The sequence below is a fragment of the Bradyrhizobium sp. 26S5 genome (assembly GCF_036923295.1).
Taxonomy (GTDB): domain Bacteria; phylum Pseudomonadota; class Alphaproteobacteria; order Rhizobiales; family Xanthobacteraceae; genus Bradyrhizobium; species Bradyrhizobium septentrionale.
In genome coordinates, this window is record NZ_CP145948.1 from 6,028,910 (window position 1) to 6,052,328 (window position 23,419).

Genomic DNA, 23,419 nt, shown 5'->3' on the forward strand with positions numbered 1-23,419 from the left:
TGCGCCTTGGCAGGAATCGTGGGATCATTCCCGTAGGATCACCCATCCTCCGCCTTGTTTCTGTCCTTGCGGCCCAGAATGGGGTATGCAGAATGCGGGATGGGACTCAGCCAATGACCTATTTGATCCTTGCCCGTGATGGCACCAGCCAGATCGTGCTGAAGCGCGACAGCGAAGATGCGGCCGAGAAGAAGGCGCGCGAGCTGAAGGAGATGGGCTGGTTCGAGGTCGAGGTCCGCGAGGACAAGGCGGGGCACGCAGCCCCGGCCGCGCTGACCGATCGCTCACAGACCCTTCAATAGCGCCTTCCCTTGAAGGACGCCTTCCCGTCAATGACGGCTTGATGAACCTTTGCCTGATGGCCCTTACACATATGTGAGGAGCCATCCCATGTCCGATACAGCACATTACCGCTTCCAGTCCGATCAGGCACGACGGCTGGCCCGCCAGGTCACCGACGCCACGGTCCGCCAGCAGCTGCTCGAAATGGCCGAGGAGTATGGCCGCTACGCCGACCTCATCGAGGCCCGCAGCACCGAACCAGCGCCGGCCGCCGCGGCCGCCGCCGCGCACTAGACTGAGCCGCACCCCGTCGCGATGCTGCCCCGCCCGCCGGCTCGTCCCCTGATCAGCACGCCCAAGGCCTTCAGGTCCGCTCCTGACGCGCTCTCTGAGCGCCGCGCCAAATCCACGCGAAACCGCCTGAGGATTTGTTCGGAACATTAAGCCCCCTCACGCGATTTTCCTCGCATGAGGCTACGCGAACCTAACCGCAACATGCTCCTTCTGGGCACGTTCACACTGCTCAGCATGGCTGCCGCCGGCGCCGTTGCGGTGCTGGATCCGGCATCTCCGCCGGCCAATGCCGCGGTTAGGCCGGCCCCCAATCAGGTGCCGGCCCCTGACCTGACGCCGGTCCGGATCGTCGGCACCCCGTTCGTCCCGAACACCAACCCCCGCCAGCGCTGACCCGCCTCGCACGCCGGGTACGTCACAATTTTGTCACCGCGCCTGCAAAACAGGCGTCTTCGTCAACCATCATGATGGCGAGTGCTTGATTCCGCGCGGTTGCTCTGCTGCAATCCGCCCGCTCAAGGTGCGCCATGAAGTGGATGAAGGAACGCGATCTCCTGATCGCGCAGACAATGGCTTTCGTGGAGTCGGTGAAGGGCAAGCAGCCCGACGCCGGGATGCCGACGCCTGCCCCGCGGACATCAGCGCCACCGGCCGCCCAGCAGACCGCCGCGCCGCCTGCTATTGCGCCCGCACCCGCCACGCCGGCACTCGCCGCCGCTGCAGAGGCCTTGGCCGAGGCCATCGCCACATTCGACATCAAGCCCAAGCCTGCGGCCGAGACGCGGCCCGCGGCCGTGCCGCCGCCGCTCCCCGTGCCGACCGTGATCGAGGGCCTGCCGCCGGCTCCGCCGCCTCTGGCAGTGACCGTCGTCGAAGTCCCGCCGTCGCCGGCGCAGCCGCCGCAATTCGCAAAACTCGACATCAGCGGCGACTTCGGGTCCGAGGTGCGCGAGCGGGTTGCCAATTTCCGCGCCCAGCAGCAGCGCTTCCTCAAGGAGCGCGAGGAATACTGCACCACGACGATGGATAAGGTGCGCGCCGCGATCCGCGACAACAGCGAACTGCCGCGCTCCGGCAAGTAACCAGCGACCTGTTCACCTGATGGCCTTGCCCCCCGCGCTTGTCCGCCGGGGTCGATTGGACTTCAGCGCAGCGCGCCCGATTTCACCGGATCGGTCAGGAAGCGTCCGCTCGATCGCGTCAGCGCCGGCTCCTCCACTGCGTCGGAAACGGGCTGCTTTCCTTCCAGCATCGATCGCAGGCCGGCGATCGCCCGGGTCATGCGCTCGGCGTATTTGGCCAAGGCGCCGTCGACGAACGCCCTGTCCTTCGGCTTCGGCTTGGCGAGCCGCAGCTCCAGATGCGTCGTTCCGTCTGGACTGTCCAGAACGGCGCGGGTCATCACGATCCGCGGCGCGTCGGGGACCGGAAGCGTGATACCCACCGTGAAGTAGTCGGCCGGGTGCCAATCGAGCAGCTCTTCGACGACGGCATGGCTGCCGTGCATGCAGTGATTTTTGGTGCCGACACCGCGCCGTCCCTTGCCGGATTCCTCGACAATGGTGTCGGCGTCCCACCATTGCTGCCACTGCCCGGGCACGGTGAGAAATTCCCACACGGTCTGCCGGGGCGCGGCGATATCGAACTCCAGCATGGCGTGGGCGTCGGCGCGCGTCACCTCCATCCGCCTTTGCGCGTCGTCCTGCTGCCACGCCGCCTCGAGATCGCGCACCCACAGCGTCACGTCGCCGATGATGTCGATGGTTTCGTGATGCGCGATGAGACCTTGCGCAATCGGATCGACGCCCATGGCGCGGATCGCCGCGTCGCTGTAGAGCGCGTAGGCGCACCCGCCGACCTTTTCGCAAACCGTGTTCTTGAGCAGCCGGTGGACCAGAATGACGTCGCGCCCGGCGAGCTCTTCCCGCCCGCCCATCTTCTGCTTCACCATCTCGCCATGATGGACGACGAATTTGAAATCGAGATCGCCCATCGCGACGCAGGCCCGGCACTCGCACGCCGAGGCCTGGCTAACGCTGCGCAGGCGCCGGCGAAACTTGAAATAGGCGCCCTCGATCGCGTCCTGCAGCAACGAGCCGTCGATTGTCTCGGCGGTGGTGTAGACGAACGCGGCGTCGCCCTCGAACTTGGCGAGGCGAAATGGCGGGCGCAGCGCTTTCACCACCGCGTCCATGAAATCGGCGATGATGTCCTGGGCATGGTCGAGCTCGACCGCCGCGAGGAAGTTCGTATAGCCGGAGATGTCGGCAATCGCGAAATAGGCTGCTTCAGCTTTCGGAAGCATCGAGACCTCCTACGCAACCGGTTCACGCCAATCGTGCGGACGCGCAGTCTGTCACCCGCGCCGCCCGCGGTCGAGGGGCACAGTAGCGGTTCTGACGTGTTTCTCAGCGCGAACCGGTGCTCTGGCGGCCGCCGATCTTCTCCAGCACCGGCAGCAGATACTTCAGGAATTCGCCGGGATTCTCGCTCATCGGGAAATGGCCGAGGCCTTTCATGATGGTGACCTCGCTGCCGGCAATGCTGTTCGCCACCGCGACCGTCTCCTCCGGCGTGCAGGAATAATCGTACTCGCCTGACAGCAGGAACAGCGGGCAGCGTTTGGTCTCGATCTCGGCGATGCGGGCGCGGATATCGCCGTCGATCTTGTAGAAATAGAGGTCGCCCTTGAACACGCCGGGCCCGCCTTGCATGTAGTGCCACAGCGTTTCCCACTTCTCCTTGTCGGGCGCGTCGGGCCCGACCAGCCCCGAGACGATGGCGGCCGCGACCTCGCCGCCATGCACGTCCGGCCGGTGCAGGAAATTCAGGTCGTAATACGGATCGACATGCGCGCCGGCCTGCAAGCCGATGATGGCGCGGAAGCGTTCGGGATGCTCGAGTGCGAGATGCAGCGCGATCCGGCCGCCGATCGAGCAGCCGATCACGATCGGCCTGTCGAGGTCGAGCGCATCCATCACCGCCAGGATCATCGTCGTGTATTGCGCTGATGTGAGCTGGTATTCTTCGTCGTGCCAGCCTTGCGGCGGCGACGACTTGCCGTGCCAGGGCATGTCGAAGGCGATGACGCGATGGTTGCGGGTGACGCGCTCATCGTTCATCAGGCCGCGATATTGCCGCCCGTCGGCGCCGGCGGTGTGCAGGCAGAGCAGCGGCGTGCCCTCGCCCGCCTCCTCGACATAGACGCGGTGCGCCCGGCCGGACAGCTCGAGCTGCATATAGCGGCCGATGATCGGCTCGAATTTGACGCTCATGCCGCCACTCCCTCGCGGCGCAGCTTGCCGAGCGCCTCCTTGAAGTAGCGCAGGTTCGCCATGAACACCTGCAGCTCGCCCTCGGCCTTCAGCACGCGGCGCTTGATCAGCGCCATCAGGTCGTTGGAGCCCGGCGGCGGCCGCCGCTCGCAGAAGCGCTCCCACTCCGCCTCCGAGGTGCGCAGCGCAAAGGACGACGAGGGCATCACGAACGGCCCTTTGGTCACCGACACGATCCGGCCCTCATGGATCGAAATCAGCCAGACGGCCGCGCCGATCTCGAGCAGGAATGTCGTGGTGAGGTAGCGGCCGCGCCGCACCAGGCCGGCGTCGCAATTGACCCGTTCCTTCAGCGTTTCGATCAATGTTCGCTCCCCGATGGCGGCCCGTCGGCGCAGGCGGCGGCGGGCGCTTGTTCTGCCGACAATGATGGAAGGAATGCAGGGGCCGTCAATCGTTACAGCCGTCGCGCGGCCACGGCGTTTTCGCTTAGGTCGCTAGAGCCAAATTTCGCTAAAGCCACGACCAGACCAGCGCCACGTTCGCGGCGCAGGCCGCGAGCAGCGCGATCGCGAGCACGAAGTGCACGCGTTCATGGGGGGTCTGAAGGATCGCTCTCATGGGGAAAGCATCCGGCGATTCTACCCGTGGAGTCCCGGGGATTCTTTTTTCCGGGGTTTACCACCCGTTAAGGACTCAGGGTCCCCGGCGAAAGGGCCGAAATGACTCATATTTTCAGATGCTTGGCCCGGAACCCCGCTCACGGTTCCGTGATTGGAACGGTGATATTGCCTGAAACCCGGGACGGGTGCTGGCGTTGTCGGGGATTGGGGAAAACGACGAATGCCATACGCGCTGTTCTATCAAGACGCCAAGCTGAGCAAGGCCTATCCAACCGAGGCCGATGTCTGGAGGCTCGCCAGGAAATCGGGGCTGGTGGTGGATGCCGTCTCCGGCGAGGAGCAGTCCTCGCCCCACCCGCTGCTCGAGAATAACTATGAGATCCGGCCCTGCCAGGCGGAGCCGGACGAGGACCCGGTCAAGAACAAGGCCGATGCTGATCGCGAAGCGCGCCTGGAGCCGCGGTTGAATTAAAAAACAGCAGACCGGCCGGCACGCATCGCGGCCGGATGCAAAAGCGGTCGTCCCGCCCTTACGGCGTCGCGGTCGCCAGCGAGGCCTGTTCGGCCGTGAGCGACACGCAGATCTTCCGCCGATGCAGACCCCGGATCGACCCGGTCACCTTCAGTACCTTGCCCGCGGTGCAGGACGCGTCCTGCACGAACACGACTTCATACGGCGCAAGCACGAGGGGTTCGGATTTGAGGATCGTCTGGGCAAGGCACGGCACAGCGACCGCAGAGAGGATCAGCCCTAACGCAAAGCTACGCATGTTCGTTTGTCCACCAGCCCCGGCGATCGCATAATAACGCATCACGATGAAAGTTCCGTGCAATGCAGGAATTATTTTTTGCATTGCACGATCCGGCGTGAATATCCGCTGAATAAGCAAGCGTCGGGCCAACAAAAAAGGCCGACCCGAAGGTCGGCCTTTGATCTCGATGCGACGATGACGCGATCAGTAGCGGGAGCCCACCGGACCGCCCCAGCCGAAGCGGTAGTTGACCCCGACCTTGACGGTATGCTCGTCGTTCCGGAAGCTCGTGCCGACAATGTCGGCCGGACCGCTGGTGAAGGTGGTCTTGCCGAAATTGTAGTACTGGTACTCGGCCTTCGCCGACCAGTTCGGGGCGAACATGTATTCGAGGCCCGCGCCGACCGTGTAGCCGTCCTTGTGGCCGCCGTCGGTCGTGAACGCCGCCGGCACGCCGCCGACCGACGCCGTGATGTTGTTGTTGTCACGCCAGGCGTAACCGCCCTTGGCATAGAGCAGCGTCGGGCCCCAGGTGTAGCCGAGGCGGCCGGTCACCGAACCGAGCTGGTCGGTATTCCCGGTCACGACCGTTCCGGCGGGGAATACCAGACCATTGTTCGAGGAGCTCGGCAGCCAGGAGTACTGCGCCTCGACACCCATCACCCAGTTCGGGGCGAACTGGTAGTCGAAGCCGCCCTGCACGCCACCCATGAAGCGCGCGTCGCTGCCCATCAGGTTGTTGCCGTCGGTGAACGCGCCACCGACATGGCCGCCGATATAGAAACCGGTCCAGTTGTAGATGAGCGCCGGAGCGGTAGGCGGCGGTGCCTTGGTATAGGTGCGGGCCGGGATGTCGGCCGCAAACGCCGGGCTCGCAAGAGCGGCCAGCGCGACCGTGCCGAGCAAAAACTTCTTCATCTCTGATCCCCGTGACTTACGCTGCGCTGTTAAACCAAACAACGTGACGCCAATTAGGTTGCTTTGGGGCAGTGCCAGACCTGTGATGTTTCCGAGCTGTGACAGGGTCGCAACAACGCCCGTTTGTTCCTTGGCACAGAAGGTTTTTTCACCGGTTAAGCAGCCGCATTTCGGCTGTATGATGTCGCAAATGCCTAAGCTGAGGTTCAGCGCTCCCCGAAAAGTGATCGGGGTTTGCTAACGATCCGGTCAGCTCCGCGACAGGCCGCCGCGGTCAGCGCGCCATCTTCTCCAGATCCTGAAATGGCGCGTAGGACGCGCCGGCGCAAGGCTCGGCGGAATTATCCAGGATGCGGTCGAGCCGGCCGTCGACGAACAGCACGCCGCGCTCGCGCGCCGGCCGGTAATTGCCGTCGGTATCCTTCGCGCTGTAGCGCAGGCACACCACGTAGCGCAGCCTGCCCCCGACCGTGCGCTGCGCCGGATCGGCGATTGCCGCCTCACGCACCCCGACCGGATTGTTGAGGTAGGTCCGCATGAAGGCGAGGATCTGGTCGCGGTACCGGTCCGGAAACGGCTGGTTGGCCACGCCGCGATCATCGGTGAAGGTCGTCGGCCCGCCCCCGCTGTCATCGCTGGTGAGGCAGCCGGCGAGCGGAATCGAAAGCAGCAAGATCGCCGCCAGTTTTGATGATATCCGCAAACGTCGCTTTCTCATGGGTCCCCGGTCGCGTCTCATAGACCGCCGGGCGGCGGAAGGGCAACTCGGTTGTTACCGCTCGTAAAGTCCAGAGCGTCTTTCTGAAGTCCGAACGCACTCCGGCCCGCCGCCATTGGGGAAGCAATGGACGGACGGGCCGGTTCTGCATCCTGAGGGCGCAGCGGGGCAATGTGGAGCGGACTGCGTCCCTCGGATCAGGATCAGCCGCGCTTGGCCGGCGCGACGTGCTTGATCGAGGCCTTCGCCAGAACGTGCTTGGAGACGTGCTTGGTCGCATGCTTCGGCGACTTCACCTTCAGCATGCCCATGTGCTTGTGGTGGCGGTGATGGCGATAGTGCTTGTGGTGGCCCATCTTGGCGTTGGCGTTGCGCACCTTCGACGGCAGTTGCTCGCTCTTGATCACCGGGGCGGCCTTGGTCGCCGGGGCAGTCGTGGTCGCCGGCGCGGGCGTTGCGACCTTGCCGGTTTCGGCGGCGAGCGCGGGCGCTGCGATCACGGAGATGGCGAGCAGCGCGGCGGAAATCGTCTTGAACATGGTGGTCCTCCTGTTCGGGATCGAGAGGTCTCCGGCCGGATGGTCGGCCTCACCGATCAATGCACGTGACCTTATGGGCCGCGCGCTGAACCCGTTCTGAAGGGCGCTGACGGAGTTCATTCATGTGAATGACATCTTTGTCATGTTGCCCGTCCCCGCCGATGGATCGCGGGAACACGCGATCGTGGGATCGGCCGGGAATGTTTTGTAGCCTCGGGTGTTCAAGTCAGCAGGCTTCGGTGTAGGATTACCGAGCACGATCAGGAACGATCAGGAGCAACCAGGAATGAGCAAGACGCCGCAGTTTCGTTGGAAGTTTTTGGGCCTCGCAGTGCTCTCGATGACACTCGCCACCGGGCCGGTCATCTCGGCCTACGCCGCAGGCAGCGACAATCCCTCGCCGCCGGCCTCCGACAGCAGCGCCACCAAGGGCAAGAAGGCCAAAAAGGACAAGAGCTCCGCGATCGACGATCAGAAGTTCCTCGCCGGCTACCGCGCCGCCTATATCACGATCTACGACCAGCACGACTATACCGCCGCGATCGAGCAGCTGAAGGCGCTCGGCCAGGACGACCGTGCCGACGTCGCCAATCTGATCGGCTACTCCTATCGCAAGCTCGGCGACTACAAGGTCTCGCAGGTCTGGTACGAGCGCGCGCTCAAGGCCGACCCGGCCCATGTGCGCACCTGGCAGTATTATGGCCTCTGGCAGGTCGAACAGGGCAACCGCGATCAGGCGCAATATCACCTTAACCGCATCGCCCAGCTCGCCGGCACCAACAGCGACGAATATCGCTCGCTCGCCGCCGCACTGGAAAAGCCGCCCGGCACCGGCCTGGTTTACTGAGCGGCCGATCGTCCTGACATCAAGCCGGCGCCGTCACGAGGACCGCGCCGGCTTTTTGCTGCTCTGTAGGATGGGTAGAGCGCCGCGAAACCCATCGCTCGCATCGGCGGTGTCGATGATGGGTTTCGCGGAGTTTATCATCGGGCCCGCGCTTTGCGCGGACCCGTTGGCTCTACCCATCCTACCGACTACCGATTACGGACGCGGCAGATCGGCCGCCCTTGCGGCATAGGCATCGAGCACATCGTCGGCGCTGTAGGCTTGGCGTGCCGCAAAATCATCGCGCAGGCCGAGCCTCGCCGATGTCCAGAGCCGCGCAGCGGTGGCTTCCGTCATGATCGGTTGCAGGCCGATCTCCCGGAGTCCCTCCGCGATGCCGTCCATCTCGACCGCACGGCGCTCGGCATGCAGCACGTCGGTGCGCACGCACATGTCGACGAATTTGCTGTAGCGCGTCGCATCCATCGGCTCGCAGATGCCGCGCAACGCTTCGCTGCGCACCCCCGCCAGCGAGGCGGCCGTCAGCGCCTCGACGATCAGCGCCTCCATGCCCTTCGTCACCACGCTGCGCAGCATCTTCACCGCGGCCGCGGTGCCCGCCTCGGGGCCGGCCTGCTCGATGGTGAAACCGAGGGGCGCAAGCAATTCGGCGAAGCGCGCGGCACCATCGCCCGAACAGTACAGCGGCACCGCTGCGCCGTAGATGCTGACCGCGCCCATCAAATTGGCATCGACGAAGGCACCGCCGTTCGCCGCGACGGCATCGCCCACCAGCCGCTTGGCCTTGGGCGTGGAGGCGTTGACGTCGACCACCAGCATGTCAGGCCGAACCAGGCTGGCGATGGCTTGCCCGGCCGGCACGGCGGTCGCGACCACGACCGCGGAGAAGACGATGTCGGCGCGCGCCATCAGCGCGGGCAGACTGTCGACCAGCTCGACCCCGCAATTGGACGCCATGGTCCGGAATGCTTCCGAATATGGCGGACGGTTGGTCTTGCCGTCGCAAAACACCAGCGGCGCGGAACCACCCTTCACGCGCCCCTTGGCTGCGAGATGCCTCGCGAAGCACTGCGCCGCCTCGCCGAAGCCGACAAAGCCGATCACCTGCTGGGTCATGTGAATGCCCTGGGTCATGTCGTGAGCGTGCGCGCTGCCGCACCACAACCAATGTCAAGCAAGAAGCGTGCCCGCGACGAAGGATCACCATCCTGCGATCTGTCACGAAGCGGCGACGATCCCGACCTCGCGCCGGCGGCGGCCGAGAATGGCGAGCATCACAAGTGCTCCGATCGAGCAGGCGAGCGCGAGCTCCAGCACGGCATTGCTGCCGGACCGCGTCAGCAGCCAGGCGAGCAGCGGCGGCGACGCCGCCGAGATCAGGTTCAGCGGCAGCGCGATATGCGAGGTCGCCTTGGCGAATTCGCTCTTGTCGTAGAACACCAGCGGGATCGTCGCGCGCGCGACCGCGAGCGCGCCGCTGCCGAGGCCATAGATCAGGATGAAGGCCGCGATCGCCCAATAGGTGCCATGGCCGACGATCAGGATCAGCATCGCGACCGGCAGCAGCGTGCCGGCGACGAGCCCGGTCGTGATGCCGTCCCAGCGACCGCCGCCGAGAAAGTCGATCGCGCGCGCCGACACCTGCACGACGCCGAGCGTCGAGCCGAACGCGACCGCCAGGGCCGCCGGCAGCCCCTGCGCCTTCAGAAGCTCGACCAGCACCGCGCTGAAGCCGAAACTGACGAAGGCGTTGAGCCCGATCGCCGCGACCACCAGAAAAAACGTGCTCCTGCCGGCCGGCGGCGGCGCACCCGACCGGTCCGATGGCGATGCGGATGCCGCCTCGCCGACCGCCCGGCGCGGCAGCCCGAAGCTGTAGAGCGGCAGGCAGACGAGAGCCATCGCGGCGGCATAGGCCAGACAGGTCCCGCGCCAGCCCAGGGCCTCCGCGAGAAACGCTGTCGTCGGCCAGAAGATGCTGCTGGAAAGCCCGGTGACCAGCATCAGCGCGCCGATCGCGCCTTTCGCGTTCCGCCCGGCCACCTCGTTCAGCATGATGTAGGCGGCCGTGCTCAGTGCCGCGCTGCCGGCAGCGCCGAGGACCGTCCAGGCGATGAAATACAGCACCGGCTCGCGCGCGCAGGCCAGTGCTATGAAACCGAGCGCGGCGATCACGCTGCCGGTCATCATGATGCGCCGCGCGCCAAAGCGCCGGAACGGCTCCGCCAGCAGCGGGCCGCACAGGCCCATGGTCACGTAAAAGGTCGATGTGCCCGCAAACACCGTGGGAAGGGCGATCTCAAGGTCGGCCGCCATCCGGTGGCCGACGATGGCCGGCAGGCCGAGGGTCCCCCACCCGAACACTTGCGCAATAGCCAGCACGAGCAGGACGCCGGCGATGTCTCGATCCATTCCCAGGAACCGTGCCCGGTCCGCCTTCGCCATTCCCACCCGCCGCGTTTCAACCAAACGCCTTCGCTAACCGACGTGGCATGACGGTATCATGACTGGGGTGCGCTGGATCGCGCTCGGAAACGTAAAGATCCCCAAGATTGCAGCCCCCTCTCCCAAGACTCGTCATGCCCGGCCTTGGGCCGGGCATCCACGTCTTTGCTTCGGCAACCAGAGACGTGGATGGCCGGGACGAGCCCGGCCATGACGACGGAGGTAATGTTGAGGCCCAGTCTGCGGCCGCTGCGTCGCCCCAGGCTACGGATAATGCTCAAGGCGCCGGTCGGGCTTCGGCGGGCGGTTGGCGCCCACCGTGTTGCCGGCCGCGGCAGCATCCGGCTTCGCGGGATGCGGCGCCCTCTCGATCGGCGGCCCGCTGTCTCCGGTCTTCGTGTTACTGTTCAGCGCCTGGCCGATGGTGGTCAAATTGGCCGCCTGCCCGGCCCCCGCCGCGCCGGTCGAAGGGCCGGAGCTCTGTGCCAACACGGTTCCCGATAGCACCAAGGCTGCCATCAGTATTGCCGCGTTGACTGTCATGGAGGGAGCCTTCTGCACACGAATGATGCACAGCAACGCGCGGCTGCCACGGACGTTCCCCCGGCGCCCTCATTTAAGGTAAATGCGAGGCGAATTCTGTACCCTGCCACGGCCAATGGCAGGGAGCACAGGCGGCTCGATCAACCACGCGCCGCCGTCGCGCCGCGCAACGCCCCCTCGCGATACTCTGCCCAGGCCTGCCGCAGGATCTGCACCGACGAGGTCAGGAATATGGCCGCCATCACGGCGGCAACCGCGAGATCGGGCCACGGCGTGGCCGTTCCCCAAACCCCCAGGGCGGCCACCATCACGATGAGGTTTCCAATCGCATCGTTGCGCGAACAGAGCCAGACCGAGCGCACATTGGCGTCCCCGTCCTTGTACGGCAGCAGCAGCAGAACCGACCCAAGATTGGCGGCGAGGGCCAACGCACCGATTGCGCCCATCACCTCGGCTTTGGGCACGCCGAGCACGAACGTCTGGTAGACGGTCGAGCCGAACACCCACAACGCCATCAGGCTCAGCGACGCGCCCTTCAGCAGCGCCGCGGAGGCACGCACGCGCAGGCTCGCGCCGATCACCGCAAGGCTCAGTCCGTAGGTGACCGTATCGGCCAGGAAGTCGAGCGCATCGGCCTTGAGCGCCTGCGAGCCGGCCAATTGACCTGCGACCATCTCGGTCAGGAACATCGCGCCGTTGATGCCGATGGCGGTCCAGAGAATGCGCTTGTAGCGCGGGTTGAGGCCGTCAAAGACCGGAACGCCGCCCGAGCAGCCGCACGCATCCGCCGCGCGATTGCGGTCCCCTGCTCGCACGCCAGCCTTCATCGGAAGCGTCAGCGGCGGTGGCGCACAGCATTCGGAGGTTTTCTGCTCGCAGCAATCGCTCATTGATCTTCCTTTCGGAGAACAGGATAGGACCGCCGATGCCACGGATTCAACCCTGTCCGCGTGGAACAGGGCCAATCCGCGCATCAGCTCAGGAACTGAGGCGAGCCCTCGCCTCACTTCGTCTTCTGGATCGCGGTGACGGTGTAGCCGCCGCCGCCCTCCTGGGCTTCGAACTTGACCTTGTCGCCGACCTTGACCTGCTTCAGCAGCGCGGGATCCTTGACCCGGTAGACCATAGTCATCGGCTCATCCATGCCGAGGCTCTTGGCCGGACCATGCTTGAGCGTGATCTTGCCCGCGCCCTCGTCGATCTTCTTGATCTCGCCGTTGATGTCAGCGCCCTGCGCGAAGGTCGCGCTCCATGCGAGCGTCAGCGCGAGCGTGGTGGCGCCCGCGATCCGGATCATCCGGTTCATCATTGTTGTCCTTTTCTCGTCGCTGGTTTCATTTCACGATGACACGGCCGGTCATGCCGTAGTCGCGGTGATCGGGGATCAGGCACGAATATTCGAAGGTTCCGGCCTTGGTGAACTTCCAGACGATCTCCGCGCTCTTCTTCGGCGCGAGGCGGACGCCATTCGGATCGTTGTGCTCCATATGCGGATGCTTCTTCATGACTTCGGCATGCTTCAAATTCTCCTCGGTGGTCGCGAGCAGGAATTCATGATCCTCGGTGCCGGCATTCTTGATCACGAAGCGAATCTGTTCGCCGCGCTTGATCTCGATGCGGAACGGCGTGAACTCCATCTCCTTCATCTCGACCTCGACCGTGCGCGACGGCTTGCTCGGATCGCCGGGCTCGCCGGCCGAGTAAGATTGGTGACCGTGTTTTTCATGTCCGCGCGACGGCCCAGCTGCGGCCGACAGCGCAATGAGCGCGATGCCGATCCTGGTGAGGTGATTCATCGGTTTCTCCATTCTGTGTTCGATTTGCGTCGGCAAACAGACCGACCCCTGTCCTGTCATAACCCTGCGCCCTGGCGCGCCGCGGACGGAGCGGTCTCCGATCCCGCCGACACCCTCGCTCCAAGCCGAAAGCCCTTCACCATGGCGAAGATCGCGGGAATCACGATCAGCGTCAGCAGGGTCGACGAGATCATGCCGCCAATCATCGGCACCGCGATGCGCTGCATGATCTCGGAGCCAGTGCCGGTGCTCCACATGATCGGCAGCAGCCCGGCCATGATCGCGACCACCGTCATCATCTTCGGGCGGACACGCTCGACCGCGCCCTCGATGATCGCACGGTGCAGGTCGTCGTAGCCGATCGGGCGTCCCTCGGCAGCGCGCCGCGCCGTGACCTCGGCCAGCGCGTGGTTGAGGTAGATCAGCATCACCACGCCGGTCTCAGCAGCGACGCCGGCGAGCGCGATGAAGCCGACCGCGACCGCAACCGACAGGTTGAAGCCGAGCGCCCACATCAGCCAGAGCCCGCCGACCAGCGCGAACGGCAGCGACAGCATCACGATCATGGTCTCCGCCACCGAGCGGAAGTTGAGGTAGAGCAGCAGGAAGATGATCGAAAGTGTCACCGGCACCACGATCTTGAGCCGCGCCGTGGCGCGTTCGAGATATTCGTACTGCCCGCTCCAGATCACGTAGGCCCCCGGCGGAAACTGCACACTCGCCTGCACCGCGCGCTGCGCATCCGCGACATAGCTGCCGAGATCGCGCTCACGGATATCGACATAGATGTAGGTCGCGAGCTGCCCGTTCTCGGTCCGGATCGTGGTCGGCCCGCGCGCCGGCTTGATATCGGCGACCTCGCCGAGCGGCACCGCCCCGCCCGCCGGCATCGCCACCAGGATGTCGCTTGCGATCGCACCGGGATTGTCGCGCAGGTCGCGCGGATAGCGCATGTTGACGGTGAAGCGCTGGCGCCCCTCGACCGTCGTGGTCACGCTTTGCCCGCCAAGCGCGGTCGCGATCGTGTCTTGCACGTCCTGCACGGCGATGCCGTAGCGCGACAATGCCTCGCGGTTCGGCGTGATCTCGAGGTAATAGCCGCCGAGGCTACGCTCGGCATAGGCCGACGAGGTGCCGGGCACACCCTTCACGATCTGTTCGACCTGGCGGGCGAGCTTGTCGATCACGGCGAGATCGGGACCGATCACCTTGACGCCGACCGGCGTCCGGATCCCGGTCGAAAGCATGTCGATCCGCGCCTTGATCGGCATCGTCCAGGCGTTGGAGACGCCGGGAAATTGCAGCGCCTTGTCCATCTCGGCGATCAGACCGTCGAGCGCGAGGCCCTTGCGCCATTGCTGCTTCGGCTTGAGGTTGACGATGGTCTCGAACATCTCCGATGGCGCCGGGTCGGTCGCGGTGGCGGCGCGGCCGGCCTTGCCGTAGACCGAGGCGACTTCCGGAAAGCTGCGGATGATGCGGTCCTGGGTCTGCATCAGTTCGGCCGCCTTGGTCACCGAGATGCCCGGCAGCGTGGTCGGCATATAGAGCAGCGTACCCTCGTTGAGGTCGGGCATGAACTCGGTGCCGAGCTGCCGCGCCGGCCAGACTGTGACGGCGAGTGCTGCAAGCGCCAGCACGATCACCAGCGTCTTGGCCCGCAACACGCCGTTGATCACGGGACGGTAGATCCAGATCAGGAAGCGGTTGATCGGGTTCTTGTGCTCGGGGACGATCCTGCCGCGGACGAAGATCACCATCAGCGCCGGCACCAGCGTGACCGACAAGAGCGCCGCCGCCGCCATCGCAAACGTCTTGGTGAAGGCGAGCGGTGAGAACAGCCGCCCCTCCTGCGATTCCAGCGTGAAGATCGGCATAAAGGATACGGTGATGATCAGCAGGCTGAAGAACAGCGCCGGTCCCACTTCTGCCGCCGCCTCGATCAGGATCGCGACCCGCGACCGGCCGGGCTCGGCGCGCTCGAGGTGCTTGTGCGCGTTCTCGATCATCACGATCGCCGCATCGATCATGGCGCCGATCGCGATCGCGATGCCGCCGAGACTCATGATGTTGGAGCCGATCCCGAGCAGCTTCATCGCGCCGAACGCCATCAGGACGCCGACCGGCAGCATCAGGATCGCGACCAGTGCGCTGCGGACATGCAGCAGGAACACGAAGCAGACCAGCGCAACCACGATGCTCTCCTCGAGCAGCGTGCGCTTCAGCGTCTCGATCGCGGCATAGATCAGGTTGGAGCGGTCATAGACCGGCACGATCTCGACCGATTTCGGCAGGCTGGTCGCGATCTCCTTGAATCGCTTCTTGACGTTTTCGATCACGTCGAGCGCGTTGACGCCGAAACGCTGCAGCACGATGCCGCTGGCCACCTCGCCCTCGCCGTTCAGCTCGGCGATGCCGCGCCGCTCGTCGGGGCCGAGCTCGACGCGGGCGACGTCGCGCAGCAGCACCGGCGTGCCGTTGTCGGTCTTCAGCACGATGTTGCCGAGATCGTTGATGTCCTTCAGATAGCCCTTGCCGCGGATGACATATTCGAACTCGGAGAGCTCGACGGTGCGGCCGCCGACATCGGCATTGCTGGCGCGGATCGCGTCGCGCATCCGCTGCATGGTGATGCCGCGGTCGCGCATCCGCTGCGGATCGAGGATCACATTGTACTGCTTGACGAAGCCGCCGACGCTCGCGACCTCGGCCACGCCCTCGGCCCTGGCAAGGGCGAACTTCAGGTTCCAGTCCTGGATCGTGCGGGTGTCGGCCAGGTTCAGCTCTTTCGACATCACGGCGTACTGGTAGACCCAGCCGACGCCGGTCGCGTCAGGACCGATGGTCGGCGATACGCCCGCCGGCAGCCGCGACGCCGCGCCGTTGAGGAATTCGAGCACGCGCGAGCGCGCCCAGTAGATGTCGGTGCCGTCCTCGAAGATGACATAGACGAACGACACGCCGAAGAACGAGAAGCCGCGCACGACCTTCGACTTCGGCACCGTCAGCATCGCCGTGGTCAGGGGATAGGTGACCTGATCCTCGATCACCTGCGGCGCCTGGCCGGGATATTCGGTGTAGACGATGACCTGGGTGTCGGAGAGATCGGGGATCGCATCGAGCGGCAGATGGAGCAGCGCGTAGAGACCCGCGGCCGCCGCAAAGCCGGTGCCGAACAGCACCAGCAGCAGATTGCGCGCCGACCAGGCGATGAGACGGGCAATCATGGCTTGCCTCCCGTCATCTCGCCCTCGCCCGCCGCCTGCGCAGCGCCGGCCCCGCCAAAGCCCTTGATCGCCGCCTTCAGATTGCTTTCGGCATCGATCAGGAATGTCGCTGACGTGACGACCGCATCGCCCTCGGCGATCCCGTCACGAATTTCGACATAACCGTCGCCGCGCCGCCCGAGCTTGACCTCACGCGGCTCGAACCGTCCGTTGCCCCGGTCGAGCAGCACCGTCTGGCGGCTTCCGGTATCGAGGATGGAGTTGTCAGCCACCGTGAGCACCGGCGCCGGGCTGCCGGTATCGATCTCGGCGTCGACATACATGTCCGGCAGCAGCGCGAGATCGGCGTTTTGCAATTCGATCCGCACCCGTGCGGTGCGCGTCTCCTTGTTGACCTGCGGGTAGATCATGGCGATCTGGCCGGCGAACACGCGACCGGGATAGCTGCGCGTGCGCACAGTGACCTTCTGGCCGACTACGATGTTGCCGAGATCGCGCTCGGCGACATCGATCAGCGCCCACACCATTGAGACGTCGGCGACCCGGAACAGCACGTCGCCGGGCTGGGCGCGCATGCCCTCGATCGCGGCGCGTTGCAGCACGATGCCGTCGCGCGGCGACGACCATGGAATTACGATCGGGACCGTGCGGCTCTGCTCCATCTCCGCGATCACGGCCTCGGGCACGTCGAGGTTCATCACCCGCTGCCGCGAGCCCCGCCCGTATGGATCGATCCCCGCAGCCGCTTTCGAGCCGATGGTCGCAACATATTCGGCGGCGGCCGAGGACACCGCCGGGCTGTAGATCTCCATCAGCTTCTGTCCCTTGGTCACCCGGCTGCCGGTCGTGACGTCGGCGACCTTCTGCACATAGCTCTCGGCGCGCATCGCGATCACGGAGACACGCCGTTCGTCGAGCTGGATCGTGCCGGGGGCACGAACCAGCGTGCGGATGCGGCGCATCTCCGCCGCTTCGGACTTGACGCCGGTGCGCTGGATCTTGCCGGGCGACAGCGTGATCGAGCCATCGTCGCTGTCGTCGCCGTCATAGACGGGGATATAGTCCATCCCCATGGAATCCTTCTTCGGCGCCGGCGAGGTGTCGGGAAGCCCCATCGGGTTGCGATAATATTTGATCTTGCGCTCGCTCTTCGCGGCCGTGGCCTTGATGTCCGCCGGCCGCTCGGGCGCGCCGGATTGCGCATCGGCATCCGGAAAAACCGGCAGATAGTCGCGCCCGTCCGCCGTCTTCTTCGGCGTCACCGAGTAGAACGGCTTGCCGTCGGGATCGCGGTAATAGATCGGCGCAGCGCTCTCCGCAGCCTGCGCGGCGGAGACGATGGCGGTCATAGGCCGCGGCGGCAGGCCGTGACCGGTCCATGCGGCGCCTGCCGCTGCGGCGATCGCAGCGGCAGCGCCGGCCCAAGTGAGGGCCCACGCGAGGCGGCTCATTGCTCGGCCGTGACGACGAGCTTGTTCTCGACCGAGCCGGTCTCGCCCTGCACCTTGGCGCCGAGCGATAATTGCCAGCGGCCGGCCATACCGAAGGTCGCCTTGAACCGGTAGGTGCCGGGCTCGGTGCCCGGCATCGGCGTCACCTTGGTGGCCATCTCCTGCATGCCGTCGGGCGCCATGTCGAGCCGGGTCGAGAAGATCACCGCGTCGGGAACGGCCTTACCGGTGGTCTTGTCGACCAGCCGCACCGTGACGATGCGATCGTCCCCGGCCTTGACCGTCGGCTGGGTGAGCTGGAATTCGTAGTTCTTGATCTCGGCGTGAGCGGGCGCGCCGGCCAGGGCAACGCCGATCAGCGCGGCCACAGCGGCGCGCGCGAGGTGGAAAGTCTTCATGGTTAAGATCCTCGATACGTCTGATGCACCGCGTGAGCGGCATGCGACGACACGCGCGCCATCAGGCGCACGCGTCAGCGATCAGGCGCTTGCGCGCCCGTCAGACGTGGGTTCGAGGCGGATGATCCGGAGGTTTGGCGCCGAGGCCGTCAAGCAGGCGGTCTTCGCGCGCGGCGAATCCGCCTCGCGACGGCTCGCGTGCGATCAGCGATGCGGCACCGGCAGGAAGCGGCAGCGAGACGCTCAGCATGCAGAGCGCAAGGAACGGACAGTCGTCGCAGCCCTTGCTCTTGGTCTGGTCCGGGCAGCACGGCATGTCGCCGGCCATCGCCTGCCCCGACATGGCCTGATCGAACTTGGCCATGCCGTGCATGGCTTGGTCCGACATGGCCGCGTGGCTGGACATCGCCTGCATGGCGGTGGCCGATGCATCCGGCATCATCCTGGCAAACGCCGGCGCCACGGGCGCGAGCAACAGCCCGGCCACGACGAGCAGCAGAATCCAGAGATTGGCGAGCCGCCTCACATACATACCTGCTTGTCGCATGGATCAATGCAACCTGCAAATTCACGATTCCGCCAGCTTGGCCTCGCCCGGCGGCGTATCCGGACGTCCCCGGCACGAAGTAAGCCCTGCGGCCGTCGATTCGAATCCGTCCAGTCAGCGGGACTGAGCGTAGGGTGCAGCATTCATCAGCAGCACCCCAAAAAGAAGGACCAGATAGAGCATCGAAAACACGAACAAGCGACGAGCTGGCCGCCATTCCTTGTCGTGGCTCCGACGTACCTGCCATGCGAGAACAATCATGATCGCTCCCAGCACCGCCGCGGCCGCGCCATAGATGGCTCCCGCGAACCCCAGTGCACAAGGCAGCAGTGAGATCAGAACCAGAAGCACGCTATAGAGAAGAATCTGGCGCTTTGTTTCGGTCTTGCCGGCCACGACCGGCAACATCGGCACACCGGCGCGGGCATATTCTCCGGAAAGATTAAGCGAAAGTGCCCAGAAGTGCGGTGGCGTCCAAAGGAAGATGATCAGGAACAGGATGAGCGGCTCGAGCCCAACATTTCCGGTGACCGCAACCCAGCCGATCACCGGAGGGAGCGCACCGGCGGCACCGCCAATGACGATGTTTTGCGGTGTTCGGCGCTTGAGCCACATCGTGTAGACGACGACGTAGAAGAAAATTGTGAAAGCAAGCAGTGCAGCAGCGGCCATGTTCAGCAAAGTGCCGAGGGCCAGGACGGCGCACGCGCCGAGCATCAATCCGAAAACCAATGCTTCCGAGCGCGATACGCGGCCGCTAGGAATTGGACGGATGGCGGTACGCGCCATCACCGCATCGATGTCGGCGTCGTACCACATATTGAGCGCAGCCGCGGCGCCGGCTCCGGCAGCAATGCAAACCAGAGCAGCGACGCCGGTGACGGGATCGATGCCGCCTGGTGCGACCATGAGACCGACCAGGGCGGTAAAGACGACCAGCGACATGACGCGCGGTTTCGTCAGTGCGACGTAGTCTCCGATGTTGGCATAGCTCCGGCGAAGAATTGAACGATTGATTTGCACGAGATTGATTCCTCGTCAGTTCGATACTCAAAAGGCCATCGGTTGAAGGCCTTGTTCGCAGCACAACCGTCCTGCTTCTAGCTCGCTGACGCGAAAAACATGACCCGAAGCAGATGCGTATAGTCGGATTCGAACACCATGATCGCTACAAAAACCAGCACCAGCACCGGCGGCAACAGGATGGCGTAGGCCAACGCCAACCGCTCCCAGGCCATGTGCATGAACACAGCAACGATCAGGCCGGCCTTCAGCACCATGAACAGCAGGATCAATGACCAACGGAGATGGCCATGGATGCCAAAGAAGTCGACAAGGTATGAGCAGGTGCTGAGCACGAACAACCATCCCCAGACCACGAGATAGAGCTTGATCGGGTGCTGCTGGCCCTCGGCGTGCGTGGCTCCCGATGCGACTGCGTCATGCACATAAGTGTGGAGCGCATGTTGCGTTGCCTGCCCTTCCACATGTACCGCTGCGTTTGTCATGCGCTTACCTCACCAGAGATAGAAGAAGGCAAAGATGAACACCCACACGAGATCGACGAAGTGCCAGTACAGGCCCATGATCTCGACGATCTCGTAATGCCCCTTCCGGCTCGTGAAGAAGCCACGCCGCTCGACGTCGAAATCGCCCCGCCAGACCTTTCGCGCAATCGCGATCAGGAAGATCACGCCGATCGTCACGTGCGTGCCGTGGAAGCCGGTTATCATGAAGAAGCATGAACCAAACTGCGCCGCGCCCCACGGGTTGCCCCATGGCCGCACGCCCTCCATGATCAGCTTGGTCCATTCGAAGGCCTGCATTCCGACGAAGGTTGCGCCGAACGCTGCGGTGGCCAGCATCAAGGCCGCCGTTTTGACGCGATCGCGGCGATAACCGAAATTGACCGCCATCGCCATCGTCCCGCTGCTCGAGATCAGGATGAAGGTCATGATGGCGATCAGGATCAGCGGGATGTGCTGGCCCGCGATATTGAGGGCGAAGACTTCGCTCGGGTTCGGCCACGGCACGGTCGTCGACATCCGCGCGGTCATGTACGACAGCAGGAAGCAGCTGAAGATGAACGTGTCGCTCAAGAGGAAGATCCACATCATGGCCTTGCCCCAGGACACGTGCTTGAAGGCACGCTGGTCCGAGGCCCAGTCGGCGGCGATGCCGCGCCATCCGGGTAGCGTTCCGGGCGGCGCGTTGGGGGTTGCCAGTGTGGTTTCCGTCATCGCTTCCTGCCCTCGCTAGCTGAGCAACTGGCGACAGATGTCGACGATATTGTCGGTCCAGCCCGTCAGCAGACCGAGCAAGACCAGCCAGACCAACAACAGGAAATGCCAATAGATCGCGCACAGCTCGACGCTCAGGCGCACCTGCATCATCGGCGCGCCGCGCCACACCTTTGCGGTCGTCCTGCCGAGCGCCACCAGTCCGCCCGTCAGATGCAGTCCGTGCACCGCGGTGATCAGGTAGAAGAAGGAATTGGCAGGATTGGACGCCACGAAATACCCGGCGACGTTCAGTTGCTGCCACACCCATAACTGCCCAACCAGGAAGGTTACAGCGGACGCGCCGCCGATCAGCAGGCCGACGATCAAGCCGTCAATGTCGTCGCGTCGCGCGGCGATCAGCGCCCATTGCAGCGCCACACTGCTTATGACCAGGACGCCGGTATTGAACCACAACAGTCTGGGCAGGGGCAGCTCCCGCCAGTCCACCATGCTGTTGCGCATGGAGTAGGCGCTGATCAGGAGCGCGAACAACGAGCCGACGACCGCGAGAAACACGCCCAGTCCGATCTTCGCCGTCGGCACCGACGAACCGCGCTCACCGCGAAGATCGACGTCCACGCCTTGCTCCAGCCACGGCTTGGCCGCCAGCCGCTGCTGCGAGAGCCACCATCCCGCGATCGCTGCAATTGTAGCAATGAACAGGATGATGGCGCTCACGGGTGGGCTCCCTGCGCCACCAATCCGGCCGGTGGTTCATTCTGCGGCACAAAGTCCCTGGCAGCACCGGGCACGCTGTAATCGTAGGCCCAGCGATAGACGATCGGGAGTTCTTTTCCCCAGTTGCCATGTCCCGGCGGGGTTTCCGGTGTCTGCCATTCCAGCGAGGCGGCTCCCCACGGATTGCCGCCAGCCTCTTTTCCTTTGAACAGGCTCCAGATCATATTGAACAGGAAGACAAGCTGGGCGAAGCCGACGATCAGCGCCGCCACGCTCATGAACGCATTGAGGTCATGGGCGGATGCCGGGACGAAGGTTGTCTCGCCGATGTCGTGATAGCGGCGGGGCATCCCGAGCAGGCCGAGATAGTGCATCGGGAAGAACACGGCATAGGCCCCGATGAACGTCACCCAGAAATGGAATCGCCCAAGCGCCTCGTTGAGCATGCGTCCGGTGATTTTGGGATACCAGTGATAGATTCCGCCAAACACGGCCATGATCGGCGCGATACCCATCACCATGTGGAAGTGCGCGACGACGAACATCGTGTCGGACAGCGGAACGTCCACGACCACGTTGCCGAGAAACAGCCCGGTGAGACCGCCATTGACGAATGTGATGATGAACGCGAGGGCGAACAGCATCGGCGTCGTGAGATGGATGTCGCCGCGCCACAACGTCAGCACCCAGTTGTAGACCTTGATGGCGGTGGGGACCGCGATGATGAGCGTCGTGGTGGCGAAGAAGAACCCGAAATACGGGTTCATGCCGCTCACATACATGTGGTGCGCCCACACGACGAAGCTGAGCGCACCGATGGCCACGATCGCCCAAACCATCATGCGATAGCCGAAGATGTTTTTTCGCGCGTGGACGCTGATCAGATCGGAAATGATGCCGAAGGCCGGCAAGGCGACGATGTAGACTTCGGGGTGGCCGAAGAACCAGAACAGATGCTGGAACAGGATCGGGCTGCCGCCGCCATACTTCGTCAGCTGGCCCATCTCGACCAGCGTCGGCATGAAGAAGCTGGTTCCCAGCAGGCGGTCCAGCAACAGCATCACTGAGGCGACGAACAGCGCCGGGAAGGCCAACAGCGCCATCACGGTGGCCGTGAAGATGCCCCACACCGTCAGAGGCATGCGCATCAACGTCATGCCGCGCGTACGCGCCTGCAGCACCGTCACGACGTAATTGAGCCCGCCCATCGTGAAGCCGATGATGAACAGGATCAGCGAGGCCAGCATGAGAACGATGCCCCAGTCCTGCCCGGGGGTGCCGGAGAGAATCGCCTGCGGCGGATAGAGCGTCCAGCCGGCGCCGGTCGGCCCGCCCGGCACGAAGAACGTCGCGGCCAGCACCAGCACGGCGAGCAGGTAGACCCAGTAGCTCAGCATGTTCACGTAGGGGAAGACCATATCCCGCGCGCCGACCATCAGCGGGATGAGGTAGTTGCCGAAGCCGCCAAGGAACAAGGCGGTGAGCAGGTAGATCACCATGATCATGCCGTGCATGGTGATGAACTGAAGGTACTCATTGGCATCGATAAAGGAGAATGTACCGGGAAATCCCAGTTGCAGGCGCATCATCCACGACAGCACCAGCGCCACCATTCCGATCGACATTGCCGTGATCGAATACTGGACGGCGATCACCTTGGCGTCCTGCGAAAAGACGTACCTCGTCCACCAGCTCTTCGGGTGATAGAGCTCGACCTCACTCACTTCGGCGGGCGGTATACCTGCGACCTGATCAAACGGGATATCGACCATCGGAATTCCCTCCTTGGTCTTCTGCTCAGCGA

Annotated in this window: 28 protein-coding genes; 6 read left to right on the forward strand and 22 right to left on the reverse strand. The window is 64.4% G+C overall.

The features are described 5' to 3' along the window. Positions 1–113: 113 nt before the first annotated feature. The 4 genes from V5279_RS28325 (at position 114) to V5279_RS28340 (ending at position 1,658) form a co-directional block, all read left to right on the forward strand. Positions 114–302, forward strand: coding sequence for a hypothetical protein (locus V5279_RS28325; protein ID WP_166297589.1), 189 nt, complete (start codon positions 114–116; stop codon positions 300–302). An 88-nt stretch (positions 303–390) separates the two neighbouring features. Beyond that, positions 391–576, forward strand: a complete 186-nt coding sequence (locus tag V5279_RS28330; protein ID WP_338690186.1) for a hypothetical protein — start codon at positions 391–393, stop codon at positions 574–576. A gap of 201 nt (positions 577–777) precedes the next feature. After that, positions 778–969: a hypothetical protein gene (locus V5279_RS28335; protein WP_338690188.1), complete on the forward strand. Its 192-nt coding sequence runs from the start codon at positions 778–780 to the stop codon at positions 967–969. 134 nt (positions 970–1,103) lie between these two features. Beyond that, complete coding sequence (locus V5279_RS28340) at positions 1,104–1,658, forward strand: hypothetical protein (RefSeq protein WP_338690190.1); 555 nt, start codon at positions 1,104–1,106, stop codon at positions 1,656–1,658. A gap of 62 nt (positions 1,659–1,720) precedes the next feature. On the opposite strand, the gene V5279_RS28345 is transcribed toward V5279_RS28340, so the two are convergent. From V5279_RS28345 to V5279_RS28355, 3 genes are all read right to left on the reverse strand, one after another. Next, positions 1,721–2,881, reverse strand: coding sequence for a DUF2652 domain-containing protein (locus tag V5279_RS28345; protein ID WP_338690192.1), 1,161 nt, complete (start codon positions 2,879–2,881; stop codon positions 1,721–1,723). A 103-nt stretch (positions 2,882–2,984) separates the two neighbouring features. Next, on the reverse strand, positions 2,985–3,851 hold the full coding sequence (locus V5279_RS28350) for an alpha/beta hydrolase (RefSeq protein ID WP_338690194.1): 867 nt from the start codon (positions 3,849–3,851) through the stop codon (positions 2,985–2,987). Next, positions 3,848–4,216 (reverse strand): hypothetical protein, encoded by a 369-nt coding sequence (locus V5279_RS28355; protein ID WP_338690196.1) that lies wholly within the window; start codon positions 4,214–4,216, stop codon positions 3,848–3,850. The genes V5279_RS28350 and V5279_RS28355 overlap by 4 nt, the downstream gene beginning before the upstream one ends. Positions 4,217–4,694: 478 nt before the next feature. Here V5279_RS28355 and V5279_RS28360 point away from each other — a divergent pair, with 478 nt between their 5' ends. Beyond that, a complete protein-coding gene (locus V5279_RS28360; RefSeq protein WP_338690199.1) occupies positions 4,695–4,946 on the forward strand; it encodes a hypothetical protein in 252 nt (83 codons plus the stop codon). Positions 4,947–5,004: 58 nt separating this feature from the next. Here the strand turns inward: V5279_RS28360 and V5279_RS28365 are convergent, their stop codons facing one another. The 4 genes from V5279_RS28365 to V5279_RS28380 form a co-directional block, all read right to left on the reverse strand. Then, the gene (locus V5279_RS28365) at positions 5,005–5,244 is read right to left on the reverse strand and encodes a hypothetical protein (protein WP_338690201.1); all 240 of its coding nucleotides are present in this window, start codon (positions 5,242–5,244) and stop codon (positions 5,005–5,007) included. 186 nt (positions 5,245–5,430) lie between these two features. Next, complete coding sequence (locus V5279_RS28370; protein WP_029080164.1) at positions 5,431–6,144, reverse strand: outer membrane protein; 714 nt, start codon at positions 6,142–6,144, stop codon at positions 5,431–5,433. Positions 6,145–6,418: 274 nt separating this feature from the next. Continuing rightward, positions 6,419–6,847, reverse strand: coding sequence for a hypothetical protein (locus V5279_RS28375; protein ID WP_338701413.1), 429 nt, complete (start codon positions 6,845–6,847; stop codon positions 6,419–6,421). A 218-nt stretch (positions 6,848–7,065) separates the two neighbouring features. Further along, entirely contained in the window at positions 7,066–7,401 is a 336-nt protein-coding gene (locus tag V5279_RS28380) for a His-rich protein BRANT (protein ID WP_338690204.1), read from the reverse strand. Positions 7,402–7,687: 286 nt separating this feature from the next. Between V5279_RS28380 and V5279_RS28385 the strand changes: the two genes are divergently transcribed. Continuing rightward, entirely contained in the window at positions 7,688–8,248 is a 561-nt protein-coding gene (locus V5279_RS28385; protein ID WP_338690206.1) for a hypothetical protein, read from the forward strand. A gap of 195 nt (positions 8,249–8,443) precedes the next feature. Here V5279_RS28385 and V5279_RS28390 read toward each other — a convergent pair whose 3' ends face one another. From V5279_RS28390 to ctaD, 15 genes are all read right to left on the reverse strand, one after another. Continuing rightward, positions 8,444–9,382 carry an NAD(P)-dependent oxidoreductase gene (locus V5279_RS28390; RefSeq protein ID WP_338690208.1) on the reverse strand — a complete coding sequence of 313 codons (939 nt, stop codon included), beginning with the start codon at positions 9,380–9,382 and terminating at the stop codon, positions 8,444–8,446. Between the two features lie 84 nt (positions 9,383–9,466). Next, positions 9,467–10,660, reverse strand: coding sequence for an MFS transporter (locus tag V5279_RS28395; protein ID WP_338690210.1), 1,194 nt, complete (start codon positions 10,658–10,660; stop codon positions 9,467–9,469). A 297-nt stretch (positions 10,661–10,957) separates the two neighbouring features. Continuing rightward, positions 10,958–11,236 carry a hypothetical protein gene (locus tag V5279_RS28400; RefSeq protein WP_166297605.1) on the reverse strand — a complete coding sequence of 93 codons (279 nt, stop codon included), beginning with the start codon at positions 11,234–11,236 and terminating at the stop codon, positions 10,958–10,960. A gap of 140 nt (positions 11,237–11,376) precedes the next feature. Then, on the reverse strand, positions 11,377–12,126 hold the full coding sequence (locus V5279_RS28405) for a cation transporter (protein WP_338701415.1): 750 nt from the start codon (positions 12,124–12,126) through the stop codon (positions 11,377–11,379). Between the two features lie 113 nt (positions 12,127–12,239). Then, on the reverse strand, positions 12,240–12,542 hold the full coding sequence (locus tag V5279_RS28410; protein WP_338690212.1) for a copper-binding protein: 303 nt from the start codon (positions 12,540–12,542) through the stop codon (positions 12,240–12,242). Between the two features lie 28 nt (positions 12,543–12,570). Beyond that, positions 12,571–13,032, reverse strand: a complete 462-nt coding sequence (locus tag V5279_RS28415; protein ID WP_338690214.1) for a cupredoxin family protein — start codon at positions 13,030–13,032, stop codon at positions 12,571–12,573. 56 nt (positions 13,033–13,088) lie between these two features. After that, the gene (locus tag V5279_RS28420; protein ID WP_338690216.1) at positions 13,089–16,259 is read right to left on the reverse strand and encodes an efflux RND transporter permease subunit; all 3,171 of its coding nucleotides are present in this window, start codon (positions 16,257–16,259) and stop codon (positions 13,089–13,091) included. Further along, the gene (locus V5279_RS28425) at positions 16,256–17,710 is read right to left on the reverse strand and encodes an efflux RND transporter periplasmic adaptor subunit (protein WP_338690218.1); all 1,455 of its coding nucleotides are present in this window, start codon (positions 17,708–17,710) and stop codon (positions 16,256–16,258) included. Before V5279_RS28425 ends, V5279_RS28420 begins: the two co-directional genes overlap by 4 nt. Continuing rightward, a complete protein-coding gene (locus V5279_RS28430) occupies positions 17,707–18,108 on the reverse strand; it encodes a FixH family protein (protein ID WP_338690220.1) in 402 nt (133 codons plus the stop codon). The genes V5279_RS28425 and V5279_RS28430 overlap by 4 nt, the downstream gene beginning before the upstream one ends. A 100-nt stretch (positions 18,109–18,208) precedes the next feature. Then, complete coding sequence (locus tag V5279_RS28435) at positions 18,209–18,655, reverse strand: hypothetical protein (RefSeq protein WP_338690222.1); 447 nt, start codon at positions 18,653–18,655, stop codon at positions 18,209–18,211. Between the two features lie 114 nt (positions 18,656–18,769). Continuing rightward, positions 18,770–19,678, reverse strand: a complete 909-nt coding sequence (locus V5279_RS28440; protein WP_338690224.1) for a heme o synthase — start codon at positions 19,676–19,678, stop codon at positions 18,770–18,772. Between the two features lie 77 nt (positions 19,679–19,755). Beyond that, positions 19,756–20,163, reverse strand: a complete 408-nt coding sequence (locus V5279_RS28445; RefSeq protein ID WP_029080150.1) for a cytochrome C oxidase subunit IV family protein — start codon at positions 20,161–20,163, stop codon at positions 19,756–19,758. Positions 20,164–20,172: 9 nt separating this feature from the next. Next, positions 20,173–20,895: a heme-copper oxidase subunit III family protein gene (locus tag V5279_RS28450; protein WP_166297619.1), complete on the reverse strand. Its 723-nt coding sequence runs from the start codon at positions 20,893–20,895 to the stop codon at positions 20,173–20,175. A gap of 15 nt (positions 20,896–20,910) precedes the next feature. Beyond that, complete coding sequence (locus tag V5279_RS28455) at positions 20,911–21,615, reverse strand: cytochrome c oxidase subunit 3 (protein ID WP_166297621.1); 705 nt, start codon at positions 21,613–21,615, stop codon at positions 20,911–20,913. Continuing rightward, positions 21,612–23,387, reverse strand: a complete 1,776-nt coding sequence (gene ctaD / locus V5279_RS28460) for a cytochrome c oxidase subunit I (RefSeq protein ID WP_166297623.1) — start codon at positions 23,385–23,387, stop codon at positions 21,612–21,614. The genes V5279_RS28455 and ctaD overlap by 4 nt, the downstream gene beginning before the upstream one ends. Positions 23,388–23,419: the final 32 nt, after the last annotated feature.

Bases quoted from the DNA above. Each gene is read 5' to 3' on its own strand.
- V5279_RS28390 (WP_338690208.1), bottom strand. From the start codon at position 9,382: ATGACCCAGGGCATTCACATGACCCAGCAGGTGATCGGCTTTGTCGGC.
- V5279_RS28365 (WP_338690201.1), bottom strand. From the start codon at position 5,244: ATGCGTAGCTTTGCGTTAGGGCTGATCCTCTCTGCGGTCGCTGTGCCG.
- V5279_RS28350 (WP_338690194.1), bottom strand. From the start codon at position 3,851: ATGAGCGTCAAATTCGAGCCGATCATCGGCCGCTATATGCAGCTCGAG.
- V5279_RS28335 (WP_338690188.1), top strand. From the start codon at position 778: ATGCTCCTTCTGGGCACGTTCACACTGCTCAGCATGGCTGCCGCCGGC.
- V5279_RS28340 (WP_338690190.1), top strand. From the start codon at position 1,104: ATGAAGTGGATGAAGGAACGCGATCTCCTGATCGCGCAGACAATGGCT.
- V5279_RS28415 (WP_338690214.1), bottom strand. From the start codon at position 13,032: ATGAATCACCTCACCAGGATCGGCATCGCGCTCATTGCGCTGTCGGCC.
- V5279_RS28380 (WP_338690204.1), bottom strand. From the start codon at position 7,401: ATGTTCAAGACGATTTCCGCCGCGCTGCTCGCCATCTCCGTGATCGCA.
- V5279_RS28360 (WP_338690199.1), top strand. From the start codon at position 4,695: ATGCCATACGCGCTGTTCTATCAAGACGCCAAGCTGAGCAAGGCCTAT.
- ctaD (WP_166297623.1), bottom strand. From the start codon at position 23,387: ATGGTCGATATCCCGTTTGATCAGGTCGCAGGTATACCGCCCGCCGAA.
- V5279_RS28370 (WP_029080164.1), bottom strand. From the start codon at position 6,144: ATGAAGAAGTTTTTGCTCGGCACGGTCGCGCTGGCCGCTCTTGCGAGC.
- V5279_RS28385 (WP_338690206.1), top strand. From the start codon at position 7,688: ATGAGCAAGACGCCGCAGTTTCGTTGGAAGTTTTTGGGCCTCGCAGTG.
- V5279_RS28450 (WP_166297619.1), bottom strand. From the start codon at position 20,895: ATGACGGAAACCACACTGGCAACCCCCAACGCGCCGCCCGGAACGCTA.
- V5279_RS28400 (WP_166297605.1), bottom strand. From the start codon at position 11,236: ATGACAGTCAACGCGGCAATACTGATGGCAGCCTTGGTGCTATCGGGA.
- V5279_RS28330 (WP_338690186.1), top strand. From the start codon at position 391: ATGTCCGATACAGCACATTACCGCTTCCAGTCCGATCAGGCACGACGG.
- V5279_RS28425 (WP_338690218.1), bottom strand. From the start codon at position 17,710: ATGAGCCGCCTCGCGTGGGCCCTCACTTGGGCCGGCGCTGCCGCTGCG.
- V5279_RS28430 (WP_338690220.1), bottom strand. From the start codon at position 18,108: ATGAAGACTTTCCACCTCGCGCGCGCCGCTGTGGCCGCGCTGATCGGC.
- V5279_RS28435 (WP_338690222.1), bottom strand. From the start codon at position 18,655: ATGCGACAAGCAGGTATGTATGTGAGGCGGCTCGCCAATCTCTGGATT.
- V5279_RS28410 (WP_338690212.1), bottom strand. From the start codon at position 12,542: ATGAACCGGATGATCCGGATCGCGGGCGCCACCACGCTCGCGCTGACG.
- V5279_RS28420 (WP_338690216.1), bottom strand. From the start codon at position 16,259: ATGATTGCCCGTCTCATCGCCTGGTCGGCGCGCAATCTGCTGCTGGTG.
- V5279_RS28405 (WP_338701415.1), bottom strand. From the start codon at position 12,126: ATGAGCGATTGCTGCGAGCAGAAAACCTCCGAATGCTGTGCGCCACCG.
- V5279_RS28325 (WP_166297589.1), top strand. From the start codon at position 114: ATGACCTATTTGATCCTTGCCCGTGATGGCACCAGCCAGATCGTGCTG.
- V5279_RS28395 (WP_338690210.1), bottom strand. From the start codon at position 10,660: ATGGATCGAGACATCGCCGGCGTCCTGCTCGTGCTGGCTATTGCGCAA.
- V5279_RS28445 (WP_029080150.1), bottom strand. From the start codon at position 20,163: ATGACAAACGCAGCGGTACATGTGGAAGGGCAGGCAACGCAACATGCG.
- V5279_RS28345 (WP_338690192.1), bottom strand. From the start codon at position 2,881: ATGCTTCCGAAAGCTGAAGCAGCCTATTTCGCGATTGCCGACATCTCC.